This is a genomic window from Acidobacteriota bacterium, from assembly GCA_038040445.1.
GTDB classification, from domain to species: Bacteria; Acidobacteriota; Blastocatellia; order UBA7656; family UBA7656; genus Onstottus_A; species Onstottus_A frigus.
The window spans coordinates 20,451-46,799 of the sequence record JBBPIG010000024.1; the positions used below are offsets into that span (position 1 = coordinate 20,451).

General features: G+C 55.3%; 22 protein-coding genes. 18 read left to right on the forward strand and 4 right to left on the reverse strand.

The window, feature by feature from the left end:
- Positions 1–220: 220 nt before the first annotated feature.
- The 4 genes from AABO57_22165 (at position 221) to AABO57_22180 (ending at position 2,229) form a co-directional block, all read left to right on the forward strand.
- Positions 221–604, forward strand: a complete 384-nt coding sequence (locus tag AABO57_22165) for a hypothetical protein (GenBank protein ID MEK6288432.1) — start codon at positions 221–223, stop codon at positions 602–604.
- Positions 605–761: 157 nt separating this feature from the next.
- Positions 762–1,127 carry a hypothetical protein gene (locus tag AABO57_22170; protein ID MEK6288433.1) on the forward strand — a complete coding sequence of 122 codons (366 nt, stop codon included), beginning with the start codon at positions 762–764 and terminating at the stop codon, positions 1,125–1,127.
- A gap of 88 nt (positions 1,128–1,215) precedes the next feature.
- Positions 1,216–1,794, forward strand: a complete 579-nt coding sequence (locus tag AABO57_22175) for a hypothetical protein (GenBank protein MEK6288434.1) — start codon at positions 1,216–1,218, stop codon at positions 1,792–1,794.
- A gap of 12 nt (positions 1,795–1,806) precedes the next feature.
- Positions 1,807–2,229, forward strand: a complete 423-nt coding sequence (locus AABO57_22180; protein ID MEK6288435.1) for a c-type cytochrome — start codon at positions 1,807–1,809, stop codon at positions 2,227–2,229.
- Positions 2,230–2,602: 373 nt separating this feature from the next.
- On the opposite strand, the gene AABO57_22185 is transcribed toward AABO57_22180, so the two are convergent.
- The gene (locus tag AABO57_22185) at positions 2,603–3,925 is read right to left on the reverse strand and encodes a citrate synthase (protein MEK6288436.1); all 1,323 of its coding nucleotides are present in this window, start codon (positions 3,923–3,925) and stop codon (positions 2,603–2,605) included.
- A gap of 1,242 nt (positions 3,926–5,167) precedes the next feature.
- On the opposite strand from AABO57_22185, the gene AABO57_22190 reads away from it, so the two are divergent.
- The 9 genes from AABO57_22190 to AABO57_22230 all read left to right on the forward strand — a co-directional run bounded on the left by AABO57_22190 (position 5,168) and on the right by AABO57_22230 (position 15,749).
- Positions 5,168–5,629 carry an Hsp20/alpha crystallin family protein gene (locus AABO57_22190; protein MEK6288437.1) on the forward strand — a complete coding sequence of 154 codons (462 nt, stop codon included), beginning with the start codon at positions 5,168–5,170 and terminating at the stop codon, positions 5,627–5,629.
- An 847-nt stretch (positions 5,630–6,476) separates the two neighbouring features.
- Positions 6,477–7,547, forward strand: coding sequence for a DmsE family decaheme c-type cytochrome (locus tag AABO57_22195; GenBank protein ID MEK6288438.1), 1,071 nt, complete (start codon positions 6,477–6,479; stop codon positions 7,545–7,547).
- Between the two features lie 35 nt (positions 7,548–7,582).
- On the forward strand, positions 7,583–9,832 hold the full coding sequence (locus tag AABO57_22200; protein ID MEK6288439.1) for a hypothetical protein: 2,250 nt from the start codon (positions 7,583–7,585) through the stop codon (positions 9,830–9,832).
- A 246-nt stretch (positions 9,833–10,078) separates the two neighbouring features.
- Entirely contained in the window at positions 10,079–10,441 is a 363-nt protein-coding gene (locus AABO57_22205) for a c-type cytochrome (protein ID MEK6288440.1), read from the forward strand.
- Positions 10,442–10,705: 264 nt separating this feature from the next.
- Positions 10,706–11,059 (forward strand): cytochrome c, encoded by a 354-nt coding sequence (locus AABO57_22210; GenBank protein ID MEK6288441.1) that lies wholly within the window; start codon positions 10,706–10,708, stop codon positions 11,057–11,059.
- Between the two features lie 123 nt (positions 11,060–11,182).
- Positions 11,183–11,620, forward strand: a complete 438-nt coding sequence (locus AABO57_22215; protein MEK6288442.1) for a ubiquinol-cytochrome c reductase iron-sulfur subunit — start codon at positions 11,183–11,185, stop codon at positions 11,618–11,620.
- Positions 11,621–11,625: 5 nt separating this feature from the next.
- On the forward strand, positions 11,626–12,687 hold the full coding sequence (locus AABO57_22220; protein MEK6288443.1) for a cytochrome bc complex cytochrome b subunit: 1,062 nt from the start codon (positions 11,626–11,628) through the stop codon (positions 12,685–12,687).
- 14 nt (positions 12,688–12,701) lie between these two features.
- Positions 12,702–14,000 carry a cytochrome c3 family protein gene (locus AABO57_22225; GenBank protein MEK6288444.1) on the forward strand — a complete coding sequence of 433 codons (1,299 nt, stop codon included), beginning with the start codon at positions 12,702–12,704 and terminating at the stop codon, positions 13,998–14,000.
- Positions 14,001–14,108: 108 nt separating this feature from the next.
- Positions 14,109–15,749: a hypothetical protein gene (locus AABO57_22230; GenBank protein MEK6288445.1), complete on the forward strand. Its 1,641-nt coding sequence runs from the start codon at positions 14,109–14,111 to the stop codon at positions 15,747–15,749.
- Positions 15,750–16,669: 920 nt separating this feature from the next.
- Here the strand turns inward: AABO57_22230 and AABO57_22235 are convergent.
- Positions 16,670–17,929: a hypothetical protein gene (locus AABO57_22235; protein ID MEK6288446.1), complete on the reverse strand. Its 1,260-nt coding sequence runs from the start codon at positions 17,927–17,929 to the stop codon at positions 16,670–16,672.
- Between the two features lie 496 nt (positions 17,930–18,425).
- Here AABO57_22235 and AABO57_22240 point away from each other — a divergent pair, with 496 nt between their 5' ends.
- From AABO57_22240 to AABO57_22260, 5 genes are all read left to right on the forward strand, one after another.
- A complete protein-coding gene (locus AABO57_22240) occupies positions 18,426–18,737 on the forward strand; it encodes a cytochrome c (protein MEK6288447.1) in 312 nt (103 codons plus the stop codon).
- A 112-nt stretch (positions 18,738–18,849) separates the two neighbouring features.
- Entirely contained in the window at positions 18,850–20,790 is a 1,941-nt protein-coding gene (locus tag AABO57_22245) for a cytochrome b/b6 domain-containing protein (protein MEK6288448.1), read from the forward strand.
- On the forward strand, positions 20,787–22,397 hold the full coding sequence (locus AABO57_22250; GenBank protein MEK6288449.1) for a NapC/NirT family cytochrome c: 1,611 nt from the start codon (positions 20,787–20,789) through the stop codon (positions 22,395–22,397). Before AABO57_22245 ends, AABO57_22250 begins: the two co-directional genes overlap by 4 nt.
- Positions 22,398–22,672: 275 nt before the next feature.
- Positions 22,673–24,094 (forward strand): oxygen-independent coproporphyrinogen III oxidase, encoded by a 1,422-nt coding sequence (gene hemN / locus AABO57_22255; protein MEK6288450.1) that lies wholly within the window; start codon positions 22,673–22,675, stop codon positions 24,092–24,094.
- 51 nt (positions 24,095–24,145) lie between these two features.
- Positions 24,146–24,700, forward strand: a complete 555-nt coding sequence (locus tag AABO57_22260) for a hemerythrin domain-containing protein (protein MEK6288451.1) — start codon at positions 24,146–24,148, stop codon at positions 24,698–24,700.
- 160 nt (positions 24,701–24,860) lie between these two features.
- Here AABO57_22260 and AABO57_22265 read toward each other — a convergent pair whose 3' ends face one another.
- Both AABO57_22265 and AABO57_22270 read right to left on the reverse strand, forming a co-directional pair.
- Complete coding sequence (locus AABO57_22265; protein MEK6288452.1) at positions 24,861–25,766, reverse strand: ATP-binding cassette domain-containing protein; 906 nt, start codon at positions 25,764–25,766, stop codon at positions 24,861–24,863.
- 140 nt (positions 25,767–25,906) lie between these two features.
- Positions 25,907–26,287 (reverse strand): DUF5335 family protein, encoded by a 381-nt coding sequence (locus AABO57_22270; protein MEK6288453.1) that lies wholly within the window; start codon positions 26,285–26,287, stop codon positions 25,907–25,909.
- Positions 26,288–26,349 lie beyond the last annotated feature (62 nt).

Below are 26,349 nucleotides of genomic sequence, written 5' to 3' on the forward strand. Positions count from 1 at the left end.
ATCAAAGATGGTAAAGCCCGACCCTAAACGATCCCGATAGACAATAATATCACGACCGTTGTGACAGCCGTCACAGCGAGACGTGACGCCGGTCATAGCCGCTTCTTTGATAACACCCTATAGTGTAAATACGGTATCAAACCGTGATCGCTTGGCAGTGCCGGGAGCTGAAGCGGCCCGAGGCAGGCGGATCCAAAGTGCCATAATCAGGAGGGTAATCATGAAGAAAGTCCTTTTTGCAGCATCAATGTTCACCGCACTGGTAATAACCATCGGCGTGTTCACAGCGCCGGCCAAAGCAGAACCGAAGAAAGTCGAGAGGGAAAGGATAGAGTTTAACCAGCAGGTAAAGCTCTTGAACGTGTTCCTCAAGGGCGAATACTTCATCACGCACGACGAGGACAAGATGGCGAAGGGCGAGGACTGCACATACATATACGACGCGAAGGGAAAGCTGGTCGTCTCGTTTCATTGCACGCCCGTCGAGCGCCCAAAGGCAGATCGGTTCAGAGTAGTCACGGCCCGCAGCATCATCACAAATGGCCCGGCTGAAGTAAGAGAGATCCAGTTCGCCGGCAGTACGGAAGCTCATTTGGTTCCATAAACCGAGGGCTCTTGGGGAGCGTTTTGGCTGCTCATTTGTTCCCGCTCCTGCAGTCGAACTGGCTGCAGGAGCCCCGTTTTTCAAGCCTTCGGGATCTTCAAGGAGCTGTCCCCCTGCGACATTGCGGGCGCCAGCATAAACGACGGAGGGGAGTATTATGACTCAAGATGTTCGCGGCACTATCGAGGTGTTGAAAGCGGAGCTCGACTTTGCTGAAAAGGGCGGCTACGGCCGTTCGGTTAAGACACCGTGGCAGCCGACTTCGATCCTTAAAGATTCTCCGAGCTGCCTCAATCTTGGCGACCCGGCGAGGACGCATCCGTGCAGCGAATGCTTGCTGATTGATTTCGTTCCGGCGGAAGCCCGTGCAGAAGATGTGCCTTGCCATCACATCCCGCTCAACGCCACCGGAGCAACCATCGACAAGTTGGAGTTGAAGGAGAACCAGACCGAGATGGAGGAGACGGTCAAGAGTTGGCTCCGCGCAACCATCGACAAGCTCGCGGAGCAGAGAACCGCGTAGATCGCCTAATTGCGAATAGCGAAATCATAGGAGAATTTCGTCCCTTTCGATTCGCCTTTCGCAATTGGCCGAGGGAGGAGGATCGGCGATGTCCGTTGAACTTTACCTTATCGGGCTAGTCCTTACACTCGCCGTGCTGTATTTTGTAGTCCCGTTCGCTGCGGGTGCGTACTTGAGATACCGAGGCAAGCGGGTCATCACTTGCCCTGAAACCCGGAAGCCCGCGGCGGTGGAAGTGGACGCAAGGCACGCCGCCCTAACTGCTGCGATCAGCCATCCAGACCTTCGCTTGAAATCATGTTCGCGCTGGCCCGAGCGCGAGGACTGCGGGCAAGAGTGCCTGCTTCAAGTCGAGCTCTCGCCTGAGGATTGTCTGGTGCGCAACATGCTGACGAGTTGGTACGCTGGCAAGCGCTGCGTCTCCTGCGGAAAAGAGTTTGGCGAGATCACCTGGTTAGATCGCAAGCCAGCGCTACTGAGCCCTCAGGGTGAGACTTTGGAGTGGAGCGAACTCACATCAGAGAAAGTGCCAGACGCTCTAGCGACGCATTTTCCCGTATGCTGGGACTGCCACATAACCGAGAGCTTTTGCCGCCAATATCCGGAGATGATTGTCGACCGCTCGCAAATAGGCGCAGGCATCCACCGTAGTCAAACTAGAGGATAATGGAGAAGGATCATGAAAACAAAAGTAATCACTTTTGCAACGCTTGGGGTTTTAATAGTATGTGCGCTGGGCTGGCTCGCTTCGGCTCAGAGCACCAAGGCCAGCCCAAAGTCAGCGGACGTTGAAAAGGGCCGAAAGATCTTCAATCAATACTGCGCGACGTGCCACGGCCTCACCGGAAAAGGCGGAGGGCCTGCCGCGGCGGCACTGAAGGTGGAACCTCCAGACCTGACAGCAATTCAACAGGTAGGCGAGAAGTTCCCGTTCAGTCGGGTCCAGACCAAGATCGACGGAGAGAAGGAGGTCACGGCTCACGGGTCGAGTAAGATGCCTATTTGGGGAGCGATCTTCAGACGCACCAGCGGCGAGTTGCAACGACACGCCGATGTGTACTGCCTTGTGAAGTATATCGAGTCAATTCAGCGGGTGAAGTAGCTCGCTTTACATCGGGTTGTCCAGCGGCCAACCACCGGACGCATCGCCTTTCGCCTCCGCTGCATATCACTGGAGACCGAACAGACGCCTTTGCAAAGAGAGACGGGCAAACTTTTTGGCAAGCTGGGCAGGCAACGACTGTTAGTTGCTAGTTCGGTGCGGCGGAACGAAGCCCAGACGTTTATCGCCAGATTAGCCCCGCCTGCAAGCGCACGCGCCTTATATCATCACGACTGCTGATGAACACTATGCGCATTCGACCTGTACGGGCGTCCCTTTGTTTGTGGACGCCCCTGCAGCTCAATGACCTTTCCACTGACTCCTAGCCCCGCCTGCCTTCAATCCCGATCTTGCGAGGCCGGCAGCGATTCGCTTACTCGGCAGTGGCTGACTTGCTCTCCTGCTCTTTCCTCTGTTCGATCGCGACGTAGTTTCGCTCGTCGTAACCCAGATACACTTGTCTGGGCCGCGCGATCTTTTGTTCGCCGTCTAGCAACATCTCTTCCCATTGAGCCAGCCAACCGGAGGTGCGCGGGATGGCGAACAGCACCGGGAACATGTCAACCGGAAAGTCCATCGCCTGATAGATGATTCCGGAATAGAAGTCGACGTTCGGATACAGCTTTCTGCTTACGAAATATTCGTCCTCGAGCGCTATTCGCTCCAGCTCGAGCGCAATGTCGAGGATGGGGTTCTTGCCTGTTATTTCGAACACCTCGTCAGCGATCTGCTTGATTATCTTCGCCCTCGGATCGTAGTTCTTGTAGACCCGGTGTCCGAACCCCATGAGTTTGACTTCGCCACCTTTCACCCGCTTGATGTACTCCGGGACTCGCTCCTTCGAACCGATCTCGTTCAGCATCCGAAGCACCGCTTCATTGGCGCCGCCGTGCAGCGGGCCGTACAGCGCGGCCGCCGCCCCTGCAACAGCCGAATACGGATCGACGTGCGAGCTGCCGATGCTGCGCATCGCATTCGTGCCACAATTCTGCTCGTGATCGGCGTGCAGGATGAACAGGACATCGAGCGCGTGCTCGAGCACTCGATTCGGCCTGTACTTCACCTCGGTCATCTTAAACATCATGTTCAGGAAGTTGCCCGGGTAGCTCAGATCGTTATCCGGGTAGTCGTAAGGCATTCCGACACTGTGGCGATACGCAAACGCCGCAAGCGTCGGCATCTTGGCGATGAGCCGGAAGATTTGATGCTTTCGCGATTCGGGGTCGAAGATGTTCTTTGCATCCCTGTAGAACGTCGACAACGCTCCGACCGTTCCTATCAGCATGCCCATCGGATGAGCGTCGTAGTGGAAGCCATCCATGAACTTCTTGATCTGTTCATGAATGAACGTATGGTGTGTGATGTTCCAGGACCACTCCTTCAACTGCTCAGCTGTGGGCAGCTCTCCGTAAAGCAGCAGGTACGCGACCTCGAGATATGTGCTGCGCTCGGCCAACTGTTCGATCGGGTATCCGCGATAGCGAAGGATGCCTTTATCTCCGTCGATGAAGGTGACCCGGCTCTTGCACGAGGCCGTGTTCATGAATGCGGGGTCATAGGTCATCAGCCCGAAGTCTCCGTCCGAAACCTTTATCTTCCGCAGATCCATCGACCGAATCACACCGTTCTCTATTGGGACCTCGTACTGCTTCCCCGTCCGATTGTCTGTGATTGTTAACGTATCTGACGAACCCATAACCACCTCCTCAAGTTCTCGGTTGAATCTCTCTTGCACAATCCCTGTAGCGGCCGAGCCGGCCCCGAGCATCACGATCTGCTGTTTGCTTATCTTTGATCCGATCACATCCATAGCGGCGAGCAACCCCGCAAGCGCCACTGCGCCGGTGCCCTGGATGTCGTCGTTGAAAGTGCACAGCCGGTCTCGATAGCGGTCGAGCAATCGAGACGCGTTGTTCTTCGCGAAGTCTTCCCTCGGTGATGTGCTCTTGCAACAATCTGTAGAAGAGCGTCTCGTTGCGATCCTGCAGGCTGGCCAGATAGATATAGCGCTCGAGGTCCGCGTCTTTCTGGAGGTCCGCGTCTTTCTGCTTGTAGCTTGCGTAGGTGCGTGTCAGCTGCTCCTCGGTCGTCGAAACATGCGGCGGCACCAGTCCGACCAACCCGAACTCGCGGCGTTCCTCCTCCGAGAAAGCGCTACCTTTGTTGAGCAGGGGATTCTCCAGCAGGGACTTTCCGGTCAACGAGACCTCGATGGTTTCCTCCCGAGCGTCCGCAGCCTCAGTTGAAGTCATAAACGCCTCCCCTCAGGCTGAAAATAACACGAACCGCCAAGCAGCGAAACAAGCGTTTGGAGATCCCCTCTTAGCACCTGAGAGCAGAAAGCGGCCGCCAGCGCTAAGGCTCCATCCGCTCCGCTCGGATTATTGCAGGTATCTAGGCCTCGTTGGCGCGCTCGCGGCCATCAGTGATTGTCGCCTGCTCGCGCCGGCGTCTCTAGCGCGGTCATCACATCTCGATGTGACGGTGGTCACCCACAACGAGCGCGGCAGCAAACTTCTCAGACTACTGGGATCGCGCGCTTGTCATCGTGACACCGGTCACCCCGAGGTGTGACAGCAGTCATAGATTTTCCTTTTCAAGATCTATAGGATACGGCACAGGCAGAGACTACCTGCCCAGTGCATTGATCGAGAGAGATTCTGCCGGCAGAGATGGCATTCTCGAACCGGTCTGGTGATTGTCCCACTCTCTCTCATTTCACGAGTCCTCGATGGTGCATTCGGACCATTTGTTTTTCGCCGTCAAGGACGGAGCGCTGTCGCGAGCGGGAGCAGGCTTGTACTGAACTGACGAGCCGCCCCGGTCGCGCTGCGGTCACGTGATCAGGCCCCGCCGTCCTCCAGCCTCCGCTCTGGAGGGCGGGTCGGCGGCGGGTTCTCTTGAGACAGTAGGAATTGAAAGTAAGGAGGAAATGAGAATGCAACCAGGAACAGCGATGGCTCCAATAAAGAGCCTCCGAAATCTCATGACAACGGACCCCTTCTTCATGCTTCAGAACAGGTTGAGCCGTCTTTACGAGCCATTTGCGGAGGAGAACTTTCCGCTTACTACATGGGTCCCGGCATGCGACATCTATGAGACAGCCAAAGAGATCGTCGTCAAAGCCGAGCTCCCCGGTCTCAAGAAGGAAGACGTCTTCGTCAGCATCGAGAACAATGTGCTGACGATCCACGGCGAGCGAAAGTTTGAAGAGGAGGTCAAGCGCGAGAACTTCCATCGTGTGGAGCGCACCTACGGCGAGTTCCTTAGGAGCTTCACAGTGCCGACCTTCACCGACGCAGACAAGATCCTCGCAGAGTTCAAAGACGGCCTGCTTATGGTCACCTTGCCGAAGCGCGAGGAATCGAAACCGAAGCAGATCGAAGTCAAAGTCAAGTAGTTTTCAAGGCGAACCCCTCCTGAGCACTTCATAGGGAAGTCGCCACTTACAGCCGCAGGTTATATTCTCTCCTTCCGACCTGCGGCTGTTTTCTTTGCGCGAGAATCAGGTTGTGACGACCGTCACGACTAAGGGTGCACACCCTCACGGACTTCTCTCAGTTGTGGCCCCACAATCGAGACGGAGGCGGGCTGGAAATTTGAGTCAAACCAAATCCCGGTATGCTGATTTTCCACCGAACCTATTTTTCAAACATGTCTAATATTGAACAGACACTTAGTGGCTCGCTTTGTATTATAGAGCGGTTTCCGGTTACGAGTATGTCTAAACGATATGGCGATTCAAATTCAAGGATCGGCTTAAACCATTCACTCACTGGCGGCCTGTGTTGGAGTTCGATAAAGATCAACATCGGCGATTCAAGAGCCTAGAGACGAGGTGAATCAACTAAAGTCCCCTGTCCAACTTCGGATTGTTAGGAACTCCGACTAGACCGAGAGCCTTAAGGACCACTTCCAATTGTAATTCGGTTTGGGCGTTGAGCAAATCTGCCCACAGCCATGGGGGAAACTCTCATGAGGTTCCTAATGCGCCGAGGATTGACCGCCCGTCATCGCAAGGGCAGTCGCCCTCATACTACGGTAATCTGTTTGTTTTCACTGAGCACCTCGCGATGCTCAGCCCGGCGCTTCGGCTTAGTGGGTTGTGAACACTAATTGCCCTTGGTCGCTCTTTGAGTGTGATGACCTGACACGTGATGGCCGTCACGCCGACTGGTGACAGCGCTCATAGTTTTTTGGTTACGGAACATGTTAATTCGATGGTAGGACTAGAAGGAGGCACAACGATGAGCCCGGTAAAACTATTAAAGACGGCGTTGGTTGCTTGCTGCGCTGCGTTGGGATTGTTGTATACGGCATCGAGTTCGCTGTCGAGTCCCGTCGATCCCGGCGGTCAGAAGAAGGCCCAACCCACTTCGTCGGCCAAGAGTTCGCCCGAAGACTTTGTCGGAAGCGAGACCTGCAAGGCCTGCCACGAAGAACAATTCAACAGCTTCTCCCATACGGCGCACGCCAAGCTTTCAAAGGCCGGCTGGAAGACGGAGAAGCAAGGCTGCGAATCGTGCCACGGCCCCGGCAAGGCACACGTTGAAGGCGGTGGAGATAAGACCAAGATTCGGACCTTCGCCAATGAATCGCCGAAGCAAATGTCCGAAGCCTGCCTGCAGTGCCACGCCGGCAAGGAAGAGCACAACAACTACAAGCGGGGTGAGCACTGGCGCAACGACGTAGCATGCACCGACTGCCACTCACCGCACTTCTCCACCAGGCTCGCCGCGACGCTGGCGGGCGCGCCTCAAGGAAAGTCTGACGCGCCCTCTTCCCTGATCCCGGTAGGTCCCTTCTCGGCGCACTCGAATGACCTGGCGCCTCCAAAGATGCTTCTCAAGAACGAGCCGCAACTGTGCATGACTTGCCATAACGAAACGAAGGCCCAGTTCACGCAGCCGTTTCACCACAGGGTTCTTGAAGGCGCGATGAAGTGCAGCGATTGCCACAACCCGCACGGCGGATTCGAATTGAAACAGGCAAGGCTCAACACTGGCGCGGATGCCGCGTGCATGAAGTGCCACGCAGACAAGCAAGGCCCCTTCGTATTCGAGCACGCGCCCGCGAAAGTTGAAGGCTGTGCTATTTGCCACACGCCTCACGGATCAAGCAATCCGAAGATGCTCAAGCGCACTAACGTGAATCAGCTCTGTCTGGAATGCCACAGCAACGTGGCGTTGAAAGTCGGTGAGATTGATACGCCTGGCATCCCAACTTTCCATAATCAGTCGACCGTGCGCTATCAGAACTGCACCACGTGTCATATGAAGATTCACGGCTCGAACAATAGTCCGGTTTTCTTCCGGTGAGAGGTTATGTCCGACAAAAGTCGAGGAGGGATCCTATGAAAAGCAAGGTTGGATTTGCGCTGCTGTTTCTGTTCGGGTTTGTGCTGGGACTCGTGCTTTTGGCTAACGATGCGCGAGCGCAGCAACCCGCCACTGATAAGGACAAGGCGCAGCAACCCGCCACCGATAAGAAGAACAAGGCGCAGCAGCCCGCCACTGATAAGGACAAGGCGCAGCAACCCGCCACTGATAAGGACAAGGCGCAGCAGCCCGCCACTGATAAGGACAAGGCGCAGCAACCCGCCACTGATAAGGACAAGGCGCAGCAGCCCGCCACTGATAAGGTCAAGGCCGGGCAGCCTGCCGCGAGTGCACAGAACGGCGTGGAAGGACCTTACACGATAAACTCGAGCATCGAGTTTGGCGTTCGTGGGATCGCGATCAACGGTAACGCCGACAAGTATCGGAGCGATCTGAACTATACTCCGGGCTTTCGCATCTTTGATTCGAGCCTTTTTATGCGGTCCAAGGACAACAACGGTCCGGTTTTCGACACGCTCATGATGAGTTCATTTGGCTGGGGCAACGACCCGAACAAGTCCCTCCGAGTCAGCGCGGAGAAGACGAAGGTTTATCGCTTCGACGCGAACTATCGGCGGTTTGATTATTTCAACAGCCTCAGGAATATCGCGCTGGGCCAGCACACCTCGAACACCGAGTACCGGCAGGGCGATTTCAACCTCACCATCCTGCCGCAGAATGAGAAGGTCAGGTTCAACCTGGGCTACTCGCTCGACCGGAACAGCGGGCCGTCGGTATCGACGATTCGCTTTAACGGAGACGAGTACCCGGTCGCCAACCCTGTGCGTATGGCTGCCGACGAGTACCGCGTCGGGGTCGACGCGAAAGTCTCGGTGTTCGATCTGTCATTCCTGCAAGGCTGGCGCTTCTTCAAAGAAGACAATGAGTACCTCGTGACAGTGCCAAATGCCGGCAATAATCTTACAAATACCGCGAAGATTACCGATTTCTATCGCAATGCTCCGACGCGCGGTAACACACCGTTCACCCGGTTCAGTCTTCACACGCTGATCAAGAAGAAACTCGACTTCACCGGCCGCTATATCTACACGAGTGGCAGCACCAACTACACCTTCTTCCAGAACGGAACAGGAGTCGATTCGTCCGGAAACAAAGTCACCTCGGACATAATCCAGGTGCAAGGCAACGCGAAACGGCCGAACGGGATGGGAGATCTCGCGGCGACGTTTTACGTTGCCGACCGGTTCCGGATTTCAGAGACGTTTCGGGTGAACAACTTCCGCATCAATGGCGGGGACCTGCTCGCAGAGGCCCTCCGCCGGTCGAAGCCGACCGCGTCCGGCGACACGGTGCTTCCGCCGGTGCTCACCAACACGCTCTCCTTCCGTACGATCGACTATCGCCGCTATATGAACACGATCGAAGCCGACTGCGATGTAAGCCGGTGGCTATCGATTCACGCGGGCTACCGCTACACCGACCGTCACATCGAGATTGGCAGCAGCGACATCGCCGTCGGGACGACGGCAAACCCGGCGCTCGAGCAACTCGACAACAGTACCAACACCTTTATCCTGGGGCTCAAGATGAAGCCGCTGAAGATATGGTCGGTGTACTTTGACCTCGAACGGGGCGCCGCCGACAACGTGTTCACGCGGGTTGATAACTACAACTTTACGAACGTTCGTGTCCGCAGCATTCTGCGGCCGAACAAAACGCTATCTTTCAACGCGTCGCTGGTGACTAAGGACAACAACAACCCGTCCATAGCCGAGGACAACAGGAATTTTGGCGTAAACGTCAAGTCCAGGGTCTTCACATCCTCGGCCGACTGGAGTCCTAACGAGAAGTTCTCGCTCAACGGCGGCTATACGCGCGCCAACGTCACAAGCGATGCTCAGATCATTTTCTTCCTGACCGGCAGCCTGAAGACATTCGGTGAGAGCCGATACTTCCAGCGGGACAATTTCGTTTTCGTAAGCGGGTTCGTCCAGCTCCATCCCCGCGCACAACTGTTTGCCGGATCTCATCTCCACAAGGACCCAGGACAGGGTGATCGACTTTCGACCACCTCGGTGTTAATCGGGTCGTTCCCGTATGAGTTCCAGTCGTCGGAGGCAAAGTTCGTCGTCAAGCTCAACAAGAATGTTGAATGGATCGCCGGGTATCAGTACTTCGACTACAAGGAGCAGTTCATCAACCGGCAGTTTTATCATGCCCACTTGCCGTACACGTCGCTGCGCATCAACTTCGGACGTGAGTAGCAGCAAGTGCAACTTTGAGGGAAGCAGGATCTGCGTAGTTACTCCCAATACTGGGGGAATCTACACGACTCGCTGCGAAAAGCGGTCATCGGGCCTGGGTTACGGCCCATTCTGCAGCGGAATGGTTGTTGCCTTGTAAGTCAGTGACGAACTCAGGACGGTCACTGGTGAGCGTCGGCGACAAAACGATCCAGCAAGGACTAAGAACGCCGCCGACACGATTCGACGGAAAGTGGAGGGAGAATAATGAGAATTTCGATATCGGCAATGAAAAAGGTCGTCGCCGCAACGGCGACGGTTTCGACACTGGCACTGATGATTCTGTTCCAGACCAGTTCGCAAGCGATGATTTCACCTGCTGCAGACGGAGCAAGCGTGTTCAAAGCGAAATGCGCGATGTGCCACGCCGCTGACGGGAGCGGGAGCACCACGGCCGGCAAAAGCATGAAGGCGCGCGACCTTCGCTCAGCAGAAGTCCAGGGCCAAACCGATGAGCAGCTCTACGGCATCGTCGCTTCGGGAAAGGGCAAGATGCCCGCTTATGAGAAAACGCTCGGGGCAGATTCATGCAAGGCTCTTGTCGCCTATATCCGCACACTCAAACAGTGAGGACCACCCCTGAGCGTCGCGGTTTAGACACCAGTTTCGTTCGGACGAGCCATCGTGCACTCACGATGGCTCGTCGAACTGTTCGTTGAAACGCAGCACGTTTTAACGAATCAGGACAGGAACAAGATTCAAGCCAGTTCGTTTCTGATTGTGCCGTAGAGTCGGGAACGCCCGACTACTCTAGAGCAGTAACCTTCTCGCCGTGGAGAAGAGGTTGCTGCTCACGTTTGCTAATAGCGGGATACAAGAAAGGTGGAAATGCGCATGAAGATTCTCGTCAAGCGACTAGGCCTCACGGCGGTCACGATTGCCGTGCTGCTTGCGCTGTTTTTGATCCAGAGCCAGACGCCAGCTATGGTCTCACCAACTGACGACGCCGCAGGGCTGTTCAAAGCAAAGTGCGCTGCGTGTCACGGCTCGGACGCGAGCGGTAACACTAAGATGGGAAAAACCCTTAAGCTTCGCGATCTGCGATCCGCTGCGGTGCAAGGCCAGTCGGATGCCCAACTATTCAATATCATCTCCAAGGGTAAAGGCAAAATGCCTGCTTACGGAAAAAGCTTGAGCCAGGAGCAGATTCACCAGCTTGTGGCCTTTATTCGCGGGCAGAAGCGCTGAGTGACCTCGCGAGTGTAGTGAGCGCGAACTGGAGATCGTGCTGTGAAAACACCAACCCACCAAGAGTCTGTGGAGCACCTCGGAGAATCCTCGCAACGCCCAAACGGCAATTCCAAAGCGCAAATGGAGCTAGATAATACCGGCAGGCGACGGTTTCTCAACTACCTTCTCGGAACCGGCTTCGGCGCCACGCTGATTGCGATCTTCTACCCGATTATCAAGTTCATAACACCGCCGCAGGTAATCGAAGCAACACAGAATTCCGTTACCGCGGGAAAGGTGAGCGAGCTGGCGCTCAATTCGGGAACGATATTCAAGTTCGGCAACAAGCCCGGCCTCTTGATTCGCTCGGCGGCGGGCGAGCTCAAAGCTTTTTCTGCTGTGTGTACTCACCTCGACTGCATAGTTCAGTATGAACCCGACAAGAGACAAATCTGGTGCGCCTGTCATAACGGGCAATACAACCTTAGTGGTCAGAATGTCGGCGGCCCCCCGCCTCGGCCGCTTGAAGAATACGTCGTGAATACCCGCGGCGAGGAGATTGTCGTTTCAAAGGCATGAAGCTTATGAATGCAGAAACCGTGAGGCTTTGGCTCGATGATCGCTTGGGCATTGGCTCGATCGCCGCGGTGGCCCGCAAGAAGGAGATTCCGGTTCACCGCCATTCGATCTGGTACTACTTCGGCGGAATGACATTGTTTCTATTCAGCGTGCAAGTCGTCACCGGAATACTTCTTCTTTTGTACTATCGCCCCAGCGCGGAAACCGCCTTCGAGAGCGTCCAGTTCATCATCACAGAAGTGAAGTTCGGATGGTTGATCCGCTCGGTGCATAGCTGGTCGGCCAATCTGATGATCGCAACGCTCTTCATTCATATGTTCAGCGTTTATTTCATGAGTGCGTATCGCCGGCCGCGCGAGATGACATGGTTGAGCGGAGTGATGCTGTTGCTCCTCGCCGTCGCTTTTGGCTTCAGCGGGTATTTGCTTCCGTGGAACAAGCTCGCTTTCTTCGCCACGAAGGTCGGGACCGAGATTGCAGGAGTGATTCCCCTGGTCGGCAGGCCGATGCTTAGATTTCTTCGCGGCGGCGACGATGTCACCGGAGCCACGCTCACCCGGTTCTTCGGTTTTCATGTGGCGGTGCTGCCCGCGATCACGACCGTCATAATCGGCACCCACCTGATGCTCGTGCAAATGCATGGTATGAGCGTTCCGCCCGGCTTAGAGGGACAGAATATCAAGAAGATGAAGTTCTTCCCGAACTTTTTCCTTCGCGATTTGATTGGGTGGGTCCTGGCTATCGGCGCTCTTGCAGCGCTTGCCGCGCTGTTCCCGTGGGAACTCGGCGAGAAGGCCGATGCGTTTGCATCGGCTCCCGCGGGAATCAGACCGGAGTGGTACTTCCTGTTCATGTTTCAGACGTTGAAGTTGATTCCGCCTAAGATTCTTTCTTTTGACGGCGAAGTCATAGGCATCCTCGCGTTCGCGGTCGGGGGGTTGATGTTGTTTATCGTGCCGTTTCTGGATAAACCGGGGAACCCTCGCAGAAAACGCGTGTTTACGGTTATCGGAGTGATCGTCGTTCTCTACATCGTTGCGTTGACGATCATCGGTTACCTCGATTGAGGGAGACTACGGCGATGAAGCCAAAGAGTATCGCGGCCACGAACGCAAAAAATCGCTTTCGCGCTTTCAAGCTGGCTCCGCTGATCGCGCTTCTTATGTTCGCCACCGTTTCCGCGCAGAAGAAAGACTCTTGCGTCGAATGCCATTCACAAATGGAAGGCGCGCTATCTGAAGCTGTGCGTTTGTCAAAAGGCGACGTGCATGATGCTCGTGGTCTGTCATGCGTCGATTGTCATCGTGGTGATGCGACTAAAGATGATATGGCTGCGGCCATGGATCGACGGAAGGGCTTCATAGGGAAGCCAAAACCAGCAGACCTGCCGGCATTCTGCGGAAGGTGTCACAGCAACGCTGATTTCATCAAGACGTTCAATCCGGGACTGCGAGTAGATCAGGAACGCGAATATTCCACCAGCGTTCACGGCAAACTGCTTAAGGGTGGAGATCAGAAGGTCGCCACCTGTGTAAGCTGTCACGGCAGTCACGGTGTTCGAGCGATCAATGACCCGCTTTCGAAAGTTTTCTCTCTTAACGTGGCCGAGACCTGCGGCTCGTGTCACGCGAACGGCGAGTACATGAAGAGCTACAACATTCCGCACGATCAGTTCGACAAGTACAAAACAAGCGTCCACGCGAAGGCTTTGTACGACAAGCAGGATCTCTCTGCGCCGACTTGCAATGATTGTCACGGCAATCACGGAGCTGCCCCCCCGGGCCTTGCGTCCGTAGCCAACGTTTGCGGGCAGTGCCATGTGCGTCAAGCCAGTCTGTTCAAGTCGAATCCTCACAAGACCGTGTTCGCACTCATGCAAGTTGGGGAGTGCATTCAGTGTCACAGCAATCACGGAATAATGCCTCCGAACGATGAAATGCTCGGCGTCGGGGACCAATCCGCATGCACTCAATGCCACGGTCAGGGTGACAGCGGATATGCAGCAGCCGAAAAAATGAAAGCGAGAATGGATGAGATGTCGGCGAGCATAAGCAGATCCAACGACATCCTCAACCGCGCCGAAAGAGCGGGCATGGAAGTCAGCAAAGCCAAGTTTGAATTGACTGAGGCGAAGGACGCGCTAACTCAAGCGAGAGTTATGGTGCACACATTCTCGACCGACGAACTGGATAAGGTCATAAATCCCGGGCTCGATATTTCAAACAAAGGCTACAACGCTGGCGGAGCCGCCCTGGCCGAGCTGAGTTTCAGACGAAAGGGACTCGCCGCATCGCTATTCTTCATTCTCTTTTTCGCTGCTTTGATCTATCTGAAAGTGAGAGAGGTCGAGAAGAGACAAGCTCTTCAGAAACAATCGTGAGTCGAAGTTTTGATTTCACCAGCAAAAGCTAGTACTCAGTCACGCTCAAGGTGATGGACCAAACCAGTCGAGTTCGCAGTCTGGCACTAAGACGGGAGGGCGCAGAAAATGGCCTCTCCGGATCCGCACGGACTTAACCAACCGGCCTCGTTGCAAGAACTAGACGCGAGGCTATCCCGCATCGAGCGATATCTTGGATTAGAGTCGCTCGACCGCTCTGCTTCCAAATCCGCCCCGGCCGACTCCGGCAACTTCGTCGCGCAGAAAACTGACTATCAGGAGGGCTCCGGGCTCGAAGCGAGTATAGGAGAGTTCGGGCTCGCATGGATTGGCAGTATCGTGTTCTTTCTCGGCGTCGTTTTCCTTATCACTTATACGTACAGTCTCGGCCACAGAGTGGTAGCAACGATCGTGGGATATCTTGCCGGCGCAGGCCTGTACTTCGCTGCGGGCTTCTGGAAGTCACGCGCCTCGCATTTGTCTCGCATACTGGTGGCCGGCAGCCTGTTGCTGCTGTTCTACACGACAATGCGGTTGCATTTTTTCTCCCCCACCCCCTTGATCGACAACTCTTATATCGTTCTAGTGTGTCTCTTGATCGTAGTGGCGTTTCAGCTCTACCTGGCCGTTCGCCGCGATTCTCAATCCCCGGCAACCGTTGGGATTCTCATGGGAATGGTAGCGGCGCTGTTGATTGATCGGACCCATATTGAATTGCCGCTTGTGGCCACATTCTCAGCCGTCTCGGTGTACCTCGCGGTCCACCGTGGTTGGCGGCGTCTATTAAATGCGAGCATCGTCCTTGCCTACGCTGCGCACTTGTTCTGGCTGTTGAACAATCCTCTGGCGGGTCATCCCGTACAAGCCGTAACCGAACATCACTACCATCTTGTTTATTTGTTTCTATACGCCGCAATCTTTTCATTGCCATTGCTTCTTGAGAAGCAATTATCGGCCGAGGATGTTTCTTCGGTCGCGATGATATTTCTCAATTGCATAGGATTCAGCGTCCTGGTGTTCCTTGCCGTGCTGACTCATTTCCAGAAAGATTTTGCTGCAATTTCCAGCGGCGTGTTCGGGCTCTTGATGGTTTCCTCGATTGCCCTCTGGATAAGGACCAATCGCCAGCTTGGACCTGCCATCTACGCGTGCTTTGGATTCATGGCGCTGAGCATCGCGATCTACGGATACGCGGCGATTCCAAGATCATTCCTCTGGCTATCCTTGCAGAGCTTACTCGTGGTATCGATCGCATTGTGGTTTCGATCCAAGGTCCTAGTCGTAGTGAACTCGTTCATATATGTTGGAATTCTCATCGGGTACTTTGTTCTGTCGCCTTCTTCGCATCCGGTCAATTTCAGCTTTGCGTTGGTTGCGCTAGCAAGCGCGCGAGTGATGAACTGGCAAAAAGAGCGCCTGACTCTTCGCACGGAGATGCTGCGGAATGTCTACTTGTTCATTGCTTTCGTTCTGATTTTTTACGGGCTTTATCGATCGGTGCCAGGGCAATACGTCACGCTTTCCTGGACTCTGACCGCGGTTGGATATTTTCTGCTGAGTTATTTGCTGAAGAGCGGCAAGTATCGTCTGATGGCTATATCGGCGATGCTGGTGTCAGTTCTTTACCTCTTCCTGGTTGATCTGGCGAGTCTGGACCCGCGATTCCGTGTTGCGGCGTTTCTGTTTCTTGGGTTGATGGCGGTGATGATCTCGCTTTACTACACGAGAATTAGAAAGCTATTGCACTAAAAGCGGAATGTAGGACCCTGATGGCACCGCTTGCAATTTGCAAAGCTCGCGATGCCAAAGGCTCTCTCGTCGTTGTGACATGTTTCGCAACTCTGCCCGCGCTGCGATGCAGGATGCTCGGTCGGTAGTGGCGAGCTGACCTGTGCCGCGCGCGACGGGAAGCTGGTGATCTTGTGGCATTCCAGGCAGCTGATCCCCTGCCGTTTGTGTTGCTCGTGGCTGAAACTAACTTTGAACGCTTTCGAGGACATCGAAGCGCGGGAGTGCTGACCGGGCTTGTGACAGGTGGCGCAAGACGAAATATCCTGGCCGTTCGCTTGAGCGCGCGGGGTATGACACTGATAACAGGTTGTGTGTGCGGCGGCTCCCGACGGTATCGACAACGCGACCCCCTTGCTCGCCGGTTTATGGCAAGTGGCGCACGCAACATTCCGATGTCGCGGGTGCGCAAAAGTCATGTTGAAGCTTCTCAAAGACGGGAAGGGTTTTATTTGCGCGCTCACTGATTCTACGCTGGTATGGCAAATGGTGCATATCGGGCCGCTCGAAGCAGCAAACTGTTCCTTGTGGCAGCCGGCGCACGGCGTGTGCTGCACAGAACGAATGGGCCGGGGCGCATTGCTCTCCCGGCGATGGCACAACAGGCAAGGAAGCCGCTCATGACTTCGATCGCCGTGTGAGAATTTAGAGAAATCCTGGTTGCCTTGCTGCGCTCCTGCCGAGGCTAAAGCGGCAATCGAGAACTGAGACTTCGGTTTCGCTGACACCGCGGACAGATGCCAGTCATACACAACATCTGACGCCACGCAAAAGCATCCAGCGACCAGGAATACAAGCTGGATCCAACGTCGCTTAGGATCGCCCGGCGGCCTCGGCCAGACGCTTTGCTCAATTGGTTCTGGCGAGTTCGTCATAACCGATTACTTTTTTTGGGCTGCAGAGACTGCGCTAATATGAGTTTCCGGCGGCGGATTCTTCCCGTTCAGAGCGTGACACTTGGTGCACTGAAAAGTCGGATTCGCTTTCTTCTTATCGATCTCCAAATTCAGAATACCGTCGGCCGTCGCTTCGATATGACACCCGGTCCCTTCGCCCGCGCACGATTTCACCTGGGTCCTCGTTCTCTTATCGAGCGTGTTCAGGGTCGCGACATTGTGACAACTCGTACAGCTCAAGCTCGAATGAGAAATCCACTCGTGTCGAAACTTCGCAGTGTGCCGTCCGCTCCACCTCTCTAACGTCAGTTTGTCGTTTATTCCCATCGCTGCCGCGAGCTTCGGATCTAAGTCGTCATGAGCTTGTGTTAACGAGGGGCGTTGGGCGGGCGGCAGAAGCTTATGGCAAGTGCCACAGTCCGACGAGGCAGGTTGTATTCCGTCCTGTGCATGACAGGTGAAACAAACTGCGTGTGTCGGCGTGGTCTTGAACGCGCCCTTCTTCAGCCAGAAAGCATCCTCCGGCAAACTCTTTGGGGGCTTGGTGACGTACTCTTCATCCGACTCGCCTTGCGGCTGATAAGTCTTGTGGCAGACTGCGCAACTTTTTGGCTCGCTTTCTTCAGCCTTCGGCTCGTTCTTCTTTTCCGGTTTATCCTGCTCGAATATGGCAGGCAAGAACCGAACGGGCCGCTTGGTTTTCTTATCGGGCTGATATAGCCCCACGATGTCCACGTGTTTGTCGTGAGGGAAACCGATGCCAAATTCGGAAACGAAGGTCTGTCCTTGTTTCGAGGCGTTAAAGATTTCAATCGGATTGGGGAATGGATGTCGTGAACTGTCTCGCGGCGAAGGATTCGTGTGGCAGATCGTGCAGATCACCGGCTGGGCCCCGGTGAAGAACTGTTGGCGGTGGCACTTTACACACGAAGAATGCTCAGGGAAATCCGTCACGTCCGGGAAGGCGGAATCGCCGGTACGGACTTTGTTCCAGTTAGCCGTCGGAAACTTGTGGCAAGCATTGCAGGCTAACTGATGCTGCGCGATGCTGTGAGAAAACTGCGAATAGTTGCGGCGCTGAGATGGTTTCGTCGCCGTTGATTTCGTATTGCGCTTTGCTTGAGACGGGCGCTGGGGTTCGTTTTCCGGGCTCGACCCGATCGCCATCGAAGACAGGAACATCTGCCCGAGTCCCAGCAAACAAGTCACGGCGAGAATAGTGGACTTAGCTATTCGACCTCTCATTCGTTCTCAGATCAACTCTACTCAGGCGCCTGTACAATTTACTATGATCGCGCGCGCCAACAATGATTTGCCCTGGTTTGAACCTGCAAACCGTGATCCAATTGCTTTCGGATTTCAACCGCGATCGATATCTCCGCACATATTGCTACGCGCGGTCGACGATCCCGCGAACGATTTTGATGCCAAATCGTTGCCGGGTCAAACGGAAGAGAGCCTCACTCAACACTCTTAGCCACTGATCGTTTGTTGCTGAATACCACGCACAATTCGCTGCGACTGTCACAAATAGCTTTGCGAAACGTCTCTGTCCTGCGCAAACTTCCCCACACTTCTGCGAAAAGACCCCAATCGACGACGAACGACTCCGCAGTTCAACTGGTTTTCCTCAGATAAAGGTAGCTTTCATCAAGTTGAGACCCGGCATAAACGTTGCTCTTTGTTGACTAATAGGGACTCGCGCGTTTCTTTGTGCTGAGTCCTCGAGAGAGGCGTGATTATGCTATTAGCAATTCGTAAATCGATGAAACTTGCCGCGACCCTACTTGCGTTTCTGGTCTTCGCCGTACCCGTTCTGATGTGGACGCCCGCACTAGCGCAAGGCGAAGCAGTCGACGCGACCTACAAAGCCAAGTGTGCGATGTGCCATGGGGTCAATGCCGAGAAGGCGTTCGATGCCACGAAGACTGACGAGGTACTGCTAGATGCCGTGCTGAAAGGCATCAAACCGAAGATGCCGAGCTACGATCAGAAACTCAGCCCCGATCAGGCTAAGAGTCTTGTAGCGTACATGAAATCGCTTAAGAAGTGAGGGAATCCTGGGAGCGCAGGCATCCCTGCCTGCCTTTCTTCTTCCCAGGGATTTTGTCGGCAGGCGGCAACGCGCGCAGGCAGGGATGCCTGCGCTCCCAGGGGAGAGATCAATGAAGCGCTCTGTTTCGATCGGGACGGTGTTGCTGTTCATCTTCTTTGCGACCTATGAGCTCACAAGCAGGGCTCACGCGCACGATCAGCCTGCCATAGCTAGTTCGGCTCTGAGTTTCGAGACGACTCAAGCTTCCGATGCCAGATCGGCTGCGAAGGAAAAGGCCAGCGGTCCCGCGCTTGACTGCAGCGCCTGTCATGGAGCAGGAAAGGCTCTCCCTTATCTAGGGGGCGCCCTCTTTCATGCTGGCGCACATAGAGCTTACGATCGCGGTTTTCACGGGCGGGCGATTCAAAACGGGAAGAAAGCAGCTAGTTGTGTCGATTGCCATTCGATCGCCGGCGATATGAAAACAATCCTGCCGGCGAGCGACCCGAGATCCACAATCAATCGAGCCAACCTGGCCAAGACCTGCGGCTCCTGTCATGGTGACAAGTCCGCTATGACCGGGACCGGCATCAGCAATCGCCCGTTTATCTCGTATCAGGAGAGCGTTCACGCGCGCGCAGTTTCGCGAGGCAACACGAAAGCCGCGGTCTGCACCGACTGCCACAACAGCCACGACATATTGCCCGCGTCGGATGCCGATTCCCCCATCTTCAAGCCGAACATCCCGAGGACCTGCGGCCAGTGTCACTCAAAGATCGAGGCCGAATACAACCAGAGCGTTCACGGCGAAGCGGTAGCGCGTGGCGTTTCGCGCTCGCCGGTGTGCACTGACTGTCACGGCATTCACAGCATTAAGCCGCACCTCGATCCGGCCACCTCGAAGACTTCGCGATCGCTGGCCACTGGAAGCTGCTCGCAGTGCCACGAAGGGGTTGCGTTGTCGCAGGAGTTTGGCGTTGCCGGAGGACGCGTAAGCAGCTATCAAGAGAGCTATCATGGCCTTGCGTCAAAGCTGGGCTCCAAGTTTGTGGCTAATTGCGCAAGCTGTCACGGGGTCCACAACATCTTGCCGTCTTCCGATTCGCGCTCGATGATCAACCCCGCCAATCTCATCAGTACGTGCGGCCAGTGCCATCCGGGAGCGAGCGAAAACTTTGTTATCGGTAAACTCCATCTCAATGTTCCTGCGTCGCAGGACACTAGCTCGGCGTCGCCGGACATTGGCAGCACCATGACGGGCTGGGTGCGGTGGGTATATCTCTGGCTGATCGGTGTGGTCATCGGGGGAATGATCGTTCATAATGTGCTCGTCTGGCTCAGGAAGGCCCTTGCAAAACGCCGGGATCCCGAGCGCTCGATTCCCCGAATGACTGGTATGCAGCGCTTCCAGCATTGGGTCTTGCTCACAAGTTTCATTGCCCTCGTGCTGACAGGCTTCGCGCTCAAGTATCCGGATTCCTGGATCGCCCCTTTGTTGGGCGGCAGTGAAGCATTCAGGCGCGTCTGCCATCGCGCTGCCGGCATGATCTTGCTGGCAGTCGGGCTTTTTCACCTAGGCTACCTCGCCTTCACAAGAGAAGGCCGCAGAGGATTGATCGACTTGTTGCCGCGTAAGAAGGACGTCACGGATTTTGCGCAGGCCGTGTCCTACCATGTTGGCGCGAGAACGTCTAAGCCGAAGTTCGCCAGGTTCAACTACGGCGAGAAGTTAGAGTATTGGGGCGTAGTGTGGGGCACGACTATCATGGGCCTCACAGGAATGATGGTGTGGTTCAAAGTTGAAATGTTCAGCTTCCTGCCGAGATGGTGCATAGACGTTGCGCTGTCAATCCACTTCTATGAAGCAATTCTTGCAACTTTGGTCATCGTGGTCTGGCACTTCTACAATGTGATCTTTGATCCGGACGTGTACCCCCTCAACTGGTCACTGGTAGACGGCCGCGTTTCAGAAGAGTATTACAAGGAAGAGCACGAACTCGACTATGACCAGATCATGTCTGCTAGGCGAGAGCCGCAAGAGAAGCAGGATCACACTGGAGAGATGAAATGAGTGAAGACCGGGAGGTTTCCCGCAAGCCGCCTCGGCTGTTTCGCAACTTCATTAGTCTTATCGGGGCGACTATTGTTGCCGCAAGCCTCGCCAGCATCCTTTTCCTATTCCTCACCGAGATGCTTGGCGCAAGAAGCAAGCCCTATCTCGGAATATTCACCTACATCGTCTTTCCGGCCGTCATGATTTTCGGTTTGGTGACTGTACTCGCCGGTATGCTAATCGAGCGGCGACGTCGCCACAGGGCCGGCGCGTCAGGGTCGTCAGGCTTGGGGACTTACCCACACATAGACTTGAACGACCCTCGGCGCCGGCGCTCGCTGATGACTTTCATCGTCCTGATGTTTGTCTTTATCTTCGTTAGCGCATTCGGCAGCTACCGCGCATACGAGTTCACCGATTCAGTCGTATTCTGCGGCCAGCTCTGCCACGCGGTGATGAAACCCGAGTTCGTCGCCTATCAAGCTTCGCCACACGCGCGAGTCAAATGCGTGGAGTGTCACGTTGGCCCGGGCGCAGGCTGGTACGTGAAGTCAAAGATGTCGGGAGCGTATCAGCTCTATTCCGTCACGTTCAACAAATTTCCCAGGCCGATTCCAACCCCTGTGCACGACCTCAGACCCGCCCAGGACACGTGCGAGCAGTGTCACTGGCCCGAGAAGTTTTTTGGCGCGCAGTTGAAGATCTTCAACCGGTTTGGATATGACGAAAAGAACACGCTAAATCAAACTCGCATGCTGATAAACACGGGCGGTGGCGGCGCTTCCAGCGGAAGGGTCGAAGGTATTCACTGGCACATGAATATCGCGAATGAGATTACCTACATTTCGACCGACGACCAGAGGCAGACAATTCCGTGGGTAAGGGCGAAAGACCACGACGGCAACATAACGGAGTACAAGACGCCGGATTTTCAAATGTCAGCAGCGGAAATCGAAAGCGCCCAGAAGCGACGAGTCGATTGCGTCGATTGCCACAACCGGCCCGCTCACATTTATCTTCCGCCCGATCGCGCTGTTGACGAAGCTCTCGTCGGCGGGAGGCTCGATGCTTCACTTCCATTCTTGAAACAACAGGCGGTCGCCGCGTTAACAACAAACTACGAGACGACCAGTGAAGCTGTGAGCGGAATCGCCTCGAGCCTCGGTGACTACTATGCCCGCAATTACCCCGACGTTTATGCGAGCAAGCGCGATTCGGTTAATGGGGCAATCGAGGAGTTGCAGCGCATCTTTCAGACCTACTTTTTCCCCGAGATGAAGGTCGACTTCCGGACTCATCCGAACAACATCGGCCACTTCTACAACCTCGGTTGCTTCCGGTGCCACGACGGCAACCACGTCAGCGACGCGGGCAAGAAAATCAGGACGGATTGCAACATCTGCCACACCGTGCTTGATCAAACCCAGGGCGAGACGCATCTAGCCGTGCAAAAAGGGGCTTTTCAGCATCCTGTGGATGTTGGGCCGTTGTCGGGGTTCAAGTGCACCGACTGCCATGAAGGAGCCGGCGCCTTCAAGCATCCAGTCGATCTCGGTGATATCTCGCAATTCAAGTGCACTGATTGTCATTCGGGAACAAAGGCCGAAGGAAAAAAGATTCGGTAGCCCTGCGTTTTGCAAAGAGCCTCACGCGCTGCCTCAGGCGCAGGCGATGAGCGAGGACGAGATCGCGGCTGAAATAAGCAGCTTACCGGATCAATGCGCAACCGGGGACGCCCGAAGCTCGTTCTTCCTCTGCGTAAATTCACGCCAGATCCTGTGAAATTCTCCGCAACAAGACGCCCCCAACCAGGCAAGATAGCGCGGATTCGCATTCTGTTTCGACGGAACAGTGATTGCCCTTTCAACGCGCGGCTTCGAAGATGCCCGCGAGAAATCCGATGAGCACGAACAACACCCTGGAAGTGGTAATCGACGGGCAGCCGGTCGCAGTGTCAGCCAAACTGCTGGAAAAGTACAACCAGCCGGGTCCGCGCTACACAAGCTACCCGACCGCGCCCGAATGGGACGACACCTTTGGCCCGGCACAACTGCGCGAGGCTTTTCGCGAAGCCAACGCCAAGCCTCACCCTGCACCCGCATCTCTCTATTTTCATATCCCCTTTTGCGAGTCGCTGTGCCTCTACTGCGGCTGCAATGTCGTCATCAACAAACGGCACGAGGTAGCTTCTCCATACCTGACTCATCTCAAACGCGAAATCGATATCGTCAGCGCTGAGGTGGATCGAACTCGCAAGGTTGAACAGCTTCACTGGGGCGGAGGCACGCCCACTTATCTCTCTCCAGAGCAGATCGAAGATCTTTACGCGTATATCGAAGAGCGGTTTTCTTTATCGCCCAGTGCTGAAGTCAGCATCGAAGTCGATCCGCGAGTGACAACCGAGGAGCACTGCCGCGCGCTGCGCCGGTCGGGCTTTAATCGCATCAGCATGGGCATTCAGGATTTCGATCCTCTGGTGCAGAAGACCATTCATCGAGTGCAGCCCTTCGAAGACACGCGTCGCTTGTACGACTACTGTCGCGAGATTGGCTTCGAAAGCATCAACGTCGATTTGATCTACGGACTGCCGCATCAGACGGCTGAAAGCTTCAGCGATACCGTCGACAAGATCATCACCATGAACCCGGATCGCATAGCGGTCTTCAGCTATGCTCACGTTCCGTGGATGAAGAAACAGCAGGGCAGCTTCGCGCAATTCCTGCCTGAGGGCTTCGAGAAGTTCCGCATCTTCACCAATGCGATCAGGAAGCTCACGGACTTTGGGTATCGCTACATCGGTCTGGACCACTTCGCGCGGCCAGACGACGAGATATGCCGCGCCCAGGACAATCGAACTCTTCATCGAAACTTCCAAGGCTATACGACAAAGGCAGGCTGTGATTTATACGCGATGGGGGTTAGCTCAATCAGCGGCCTTGAAGACGCGTACGCGCAGAACAGGCGCGATCTGCCGAGCTACTATTCATCCATCGACGCCGGTCAGTTGCCCGCCATGCGAGGCTTACGCGTGAGCAATGAAGACAAGTTGCGACGCTCGGTCATCAACCGCATCCTGTGTCACACGGTAATAGTGAAGTCGGAAATCGAGCGCGATTTTGGAATTGACTTTGATGAGCACTTCGCTCGCGAGCTGGAGCGTCTGCGCGATCTGGAACGTGACGAATTGGTGCGGCTCGACAACGGCCGTGTCGAGGTAGCGCCACTCGGGCGGATATTCATTCGGAATATAGCGATGGTTTTCGACGCGTATCTCAACAAACCCGAGACTGCGCGGAGCCAGGTGTTCTCGAAAACGTTATAGATGTCGAAGAGGGTCTTCCGCGCTGTAGGAGGCACCTGCTAGGAGCTAGAGATGTCAAAAGCGTTCTACATTCTGAAGCACGAACATCGGGTCATTGAGCGAGTAATGCGCGCTGTTGATGGGGTCTGTTTCAGGCTCGAAGGGGGCGTTAAGGTGCCGGCTGAGGTGTTGCTCGAGATAGCCGATTTCATCGCGACGTTCGCCGATCGCTACCATCACGGCAAGGAGGAGACACTTCTCTTCCCCGCCCTTGCAAAGCAGGGTATTACTCGCGAAGGCGGACCCCTCGGCGTGATGGAGTATGAGCACCAAGTCGAACGCGAGCTGATCGCGGACCTGCGCCAGGCAATCGACCTGTACCAGGAGGGAGACGTTGAGGGCACTCAGAACTTCATCGGGGCCGCTCGCGCCTACCTGCGGCTGTTGGTTGGCCACATCGAAAAGGAAGACAGCATATTGTTCCGAATCGCCGATGAAATACTGGACGATGAAGAGAAGGACGCACTAGCCGAGAGCTTCAAGCAGCTTGACGTCGCCTTAGGCGACCGCAGTCTACAAGACTATGAACGGATCGCCTCGGAGATGGAGGCGAAGTGGGCGTTGTGAGAATGATAAGGCAGCGCGCGCAGCTGCACCGCGTCCGGCAGAAGCGCATGGAGTTCAGGCTTTAGCCTGGTAGTACCTTCCTCCGGCGACGCACAACCAGGCTAAAGCCTGAACTCCATGCGCTTCTCCTGAAGACGATGGCTTAGCCACCCTTTCGCTTTCAGGATGGCTCATTCTTGATTGCATGCTTTTTTGTCCACGGATCGGGGATATATGTATCGGTCCCTTGTGCGCTGGATACCGGGTGAGTCAATTGCGTGACTTGGGGCAGGTCGCTTGACTGGAACTCGGCCGGGGTCCCAAAAAAGACCGGCCGCCCTTGCTCGAGCACCATCACCCTCATCCGACTAGATTCGCGCTCGGGAAGTTCATCGCTGTTTGTTATGCGCTCAATAGAGATCTCGCCCGACTCGTGTTTCAGCGCGGAATGAGTTTCCAGATACGGAATTTCATGCAGCTCCTTCGTGACGAACAGTGATGAGATTTGATGAATGTCTCTCGCTCGAATCACCAGGTCAAGCATTGCTCTCGCATTTATCGGATCAAGGCCCGCGGTCGCCTCATCGAAAAGCATGATCTTAGGCCAACCGACCAGCGCACGCGCGAACTCCAGCCGCCGCCCCATCCCTACTGAAAGCTCTTCGGGGAGCGTATCCATTTCCTCTTCGAGCCCGACGAAACTAAGAATCTCGCGGACCGCGCGCTCGGTATCTTCTTCACGCCATCCGTGCTCATCCAAACGATAAGCGGTGTTATCGTAGACGGACATTCCGGTAAAGAGCGATTGTTCTTGAAACAGTATGCCCATTGATGCGCTTCGAAGCGCCAACAGTTCCTGTTCGTCTAGCGCTGTGATCTCGCGCCCTTCCACAAGAACCTCGCCAGCGTCAGGCGCGAACAGGCCCGACGCTACGCGGAGAAGCACCGATTTGCCCGAGCCCGAAATTCCCGTTATGCAAATCATCTGTCCGCGTTCTAGCCGGAAGCTCAGGTCGTCGAGCGCGCGCTTATCCTCGAAGCTAATCGAGACGTGTCGAAATTCGATGGCAGCCGGGTTGTTCGTCATTTCAGTTTCCTGGCAGGCTGCTGAAAAAGCCAAAACGGGCCTCTCCCTGGGGAGTGCCGATACGTTGGTGGGATTGCACCTGAACACTTGTGTGTCATCGACTTTTTCAGCAGCCTGCTACGCGAAAACTCTTCCTCCAACTATTCCAAAATGGCGTCGGGCACGAGATCGGGGAACTCCGGAGACCGAAAGCGCACCAGCGTCGTTGCCTCGCTGGCCGACTCGATTTGCAGAGCCTCATTTGCGCCTTCTTCAGTCTGGTCGAGCCTTACATGCGTGGGCGCCATGATGGTATGCGTCATATGTTCATCCGGCGTCCTGCCTACCATCAGCGAGATGCTGTCCCTATCGGCATTTCGCAAATCAGCGGTGATGCCTTCGAAAGGTAACTCACGCACTTCGACCTGTGCCCCGAACTCAGAACCGAACACTTCGATGGTGGCGAGCCATCCCTGATGTGCGCTGCTGAAGCCGTGGAAGAATTCAGACCAGGCTTCGCGGAAAATCTCTTGTGTTGGCATATCGAACCTACCTTTCCGAACAGGCGCAGCCTAAAGGCTGAACTCTGAACGCACTACCTTTC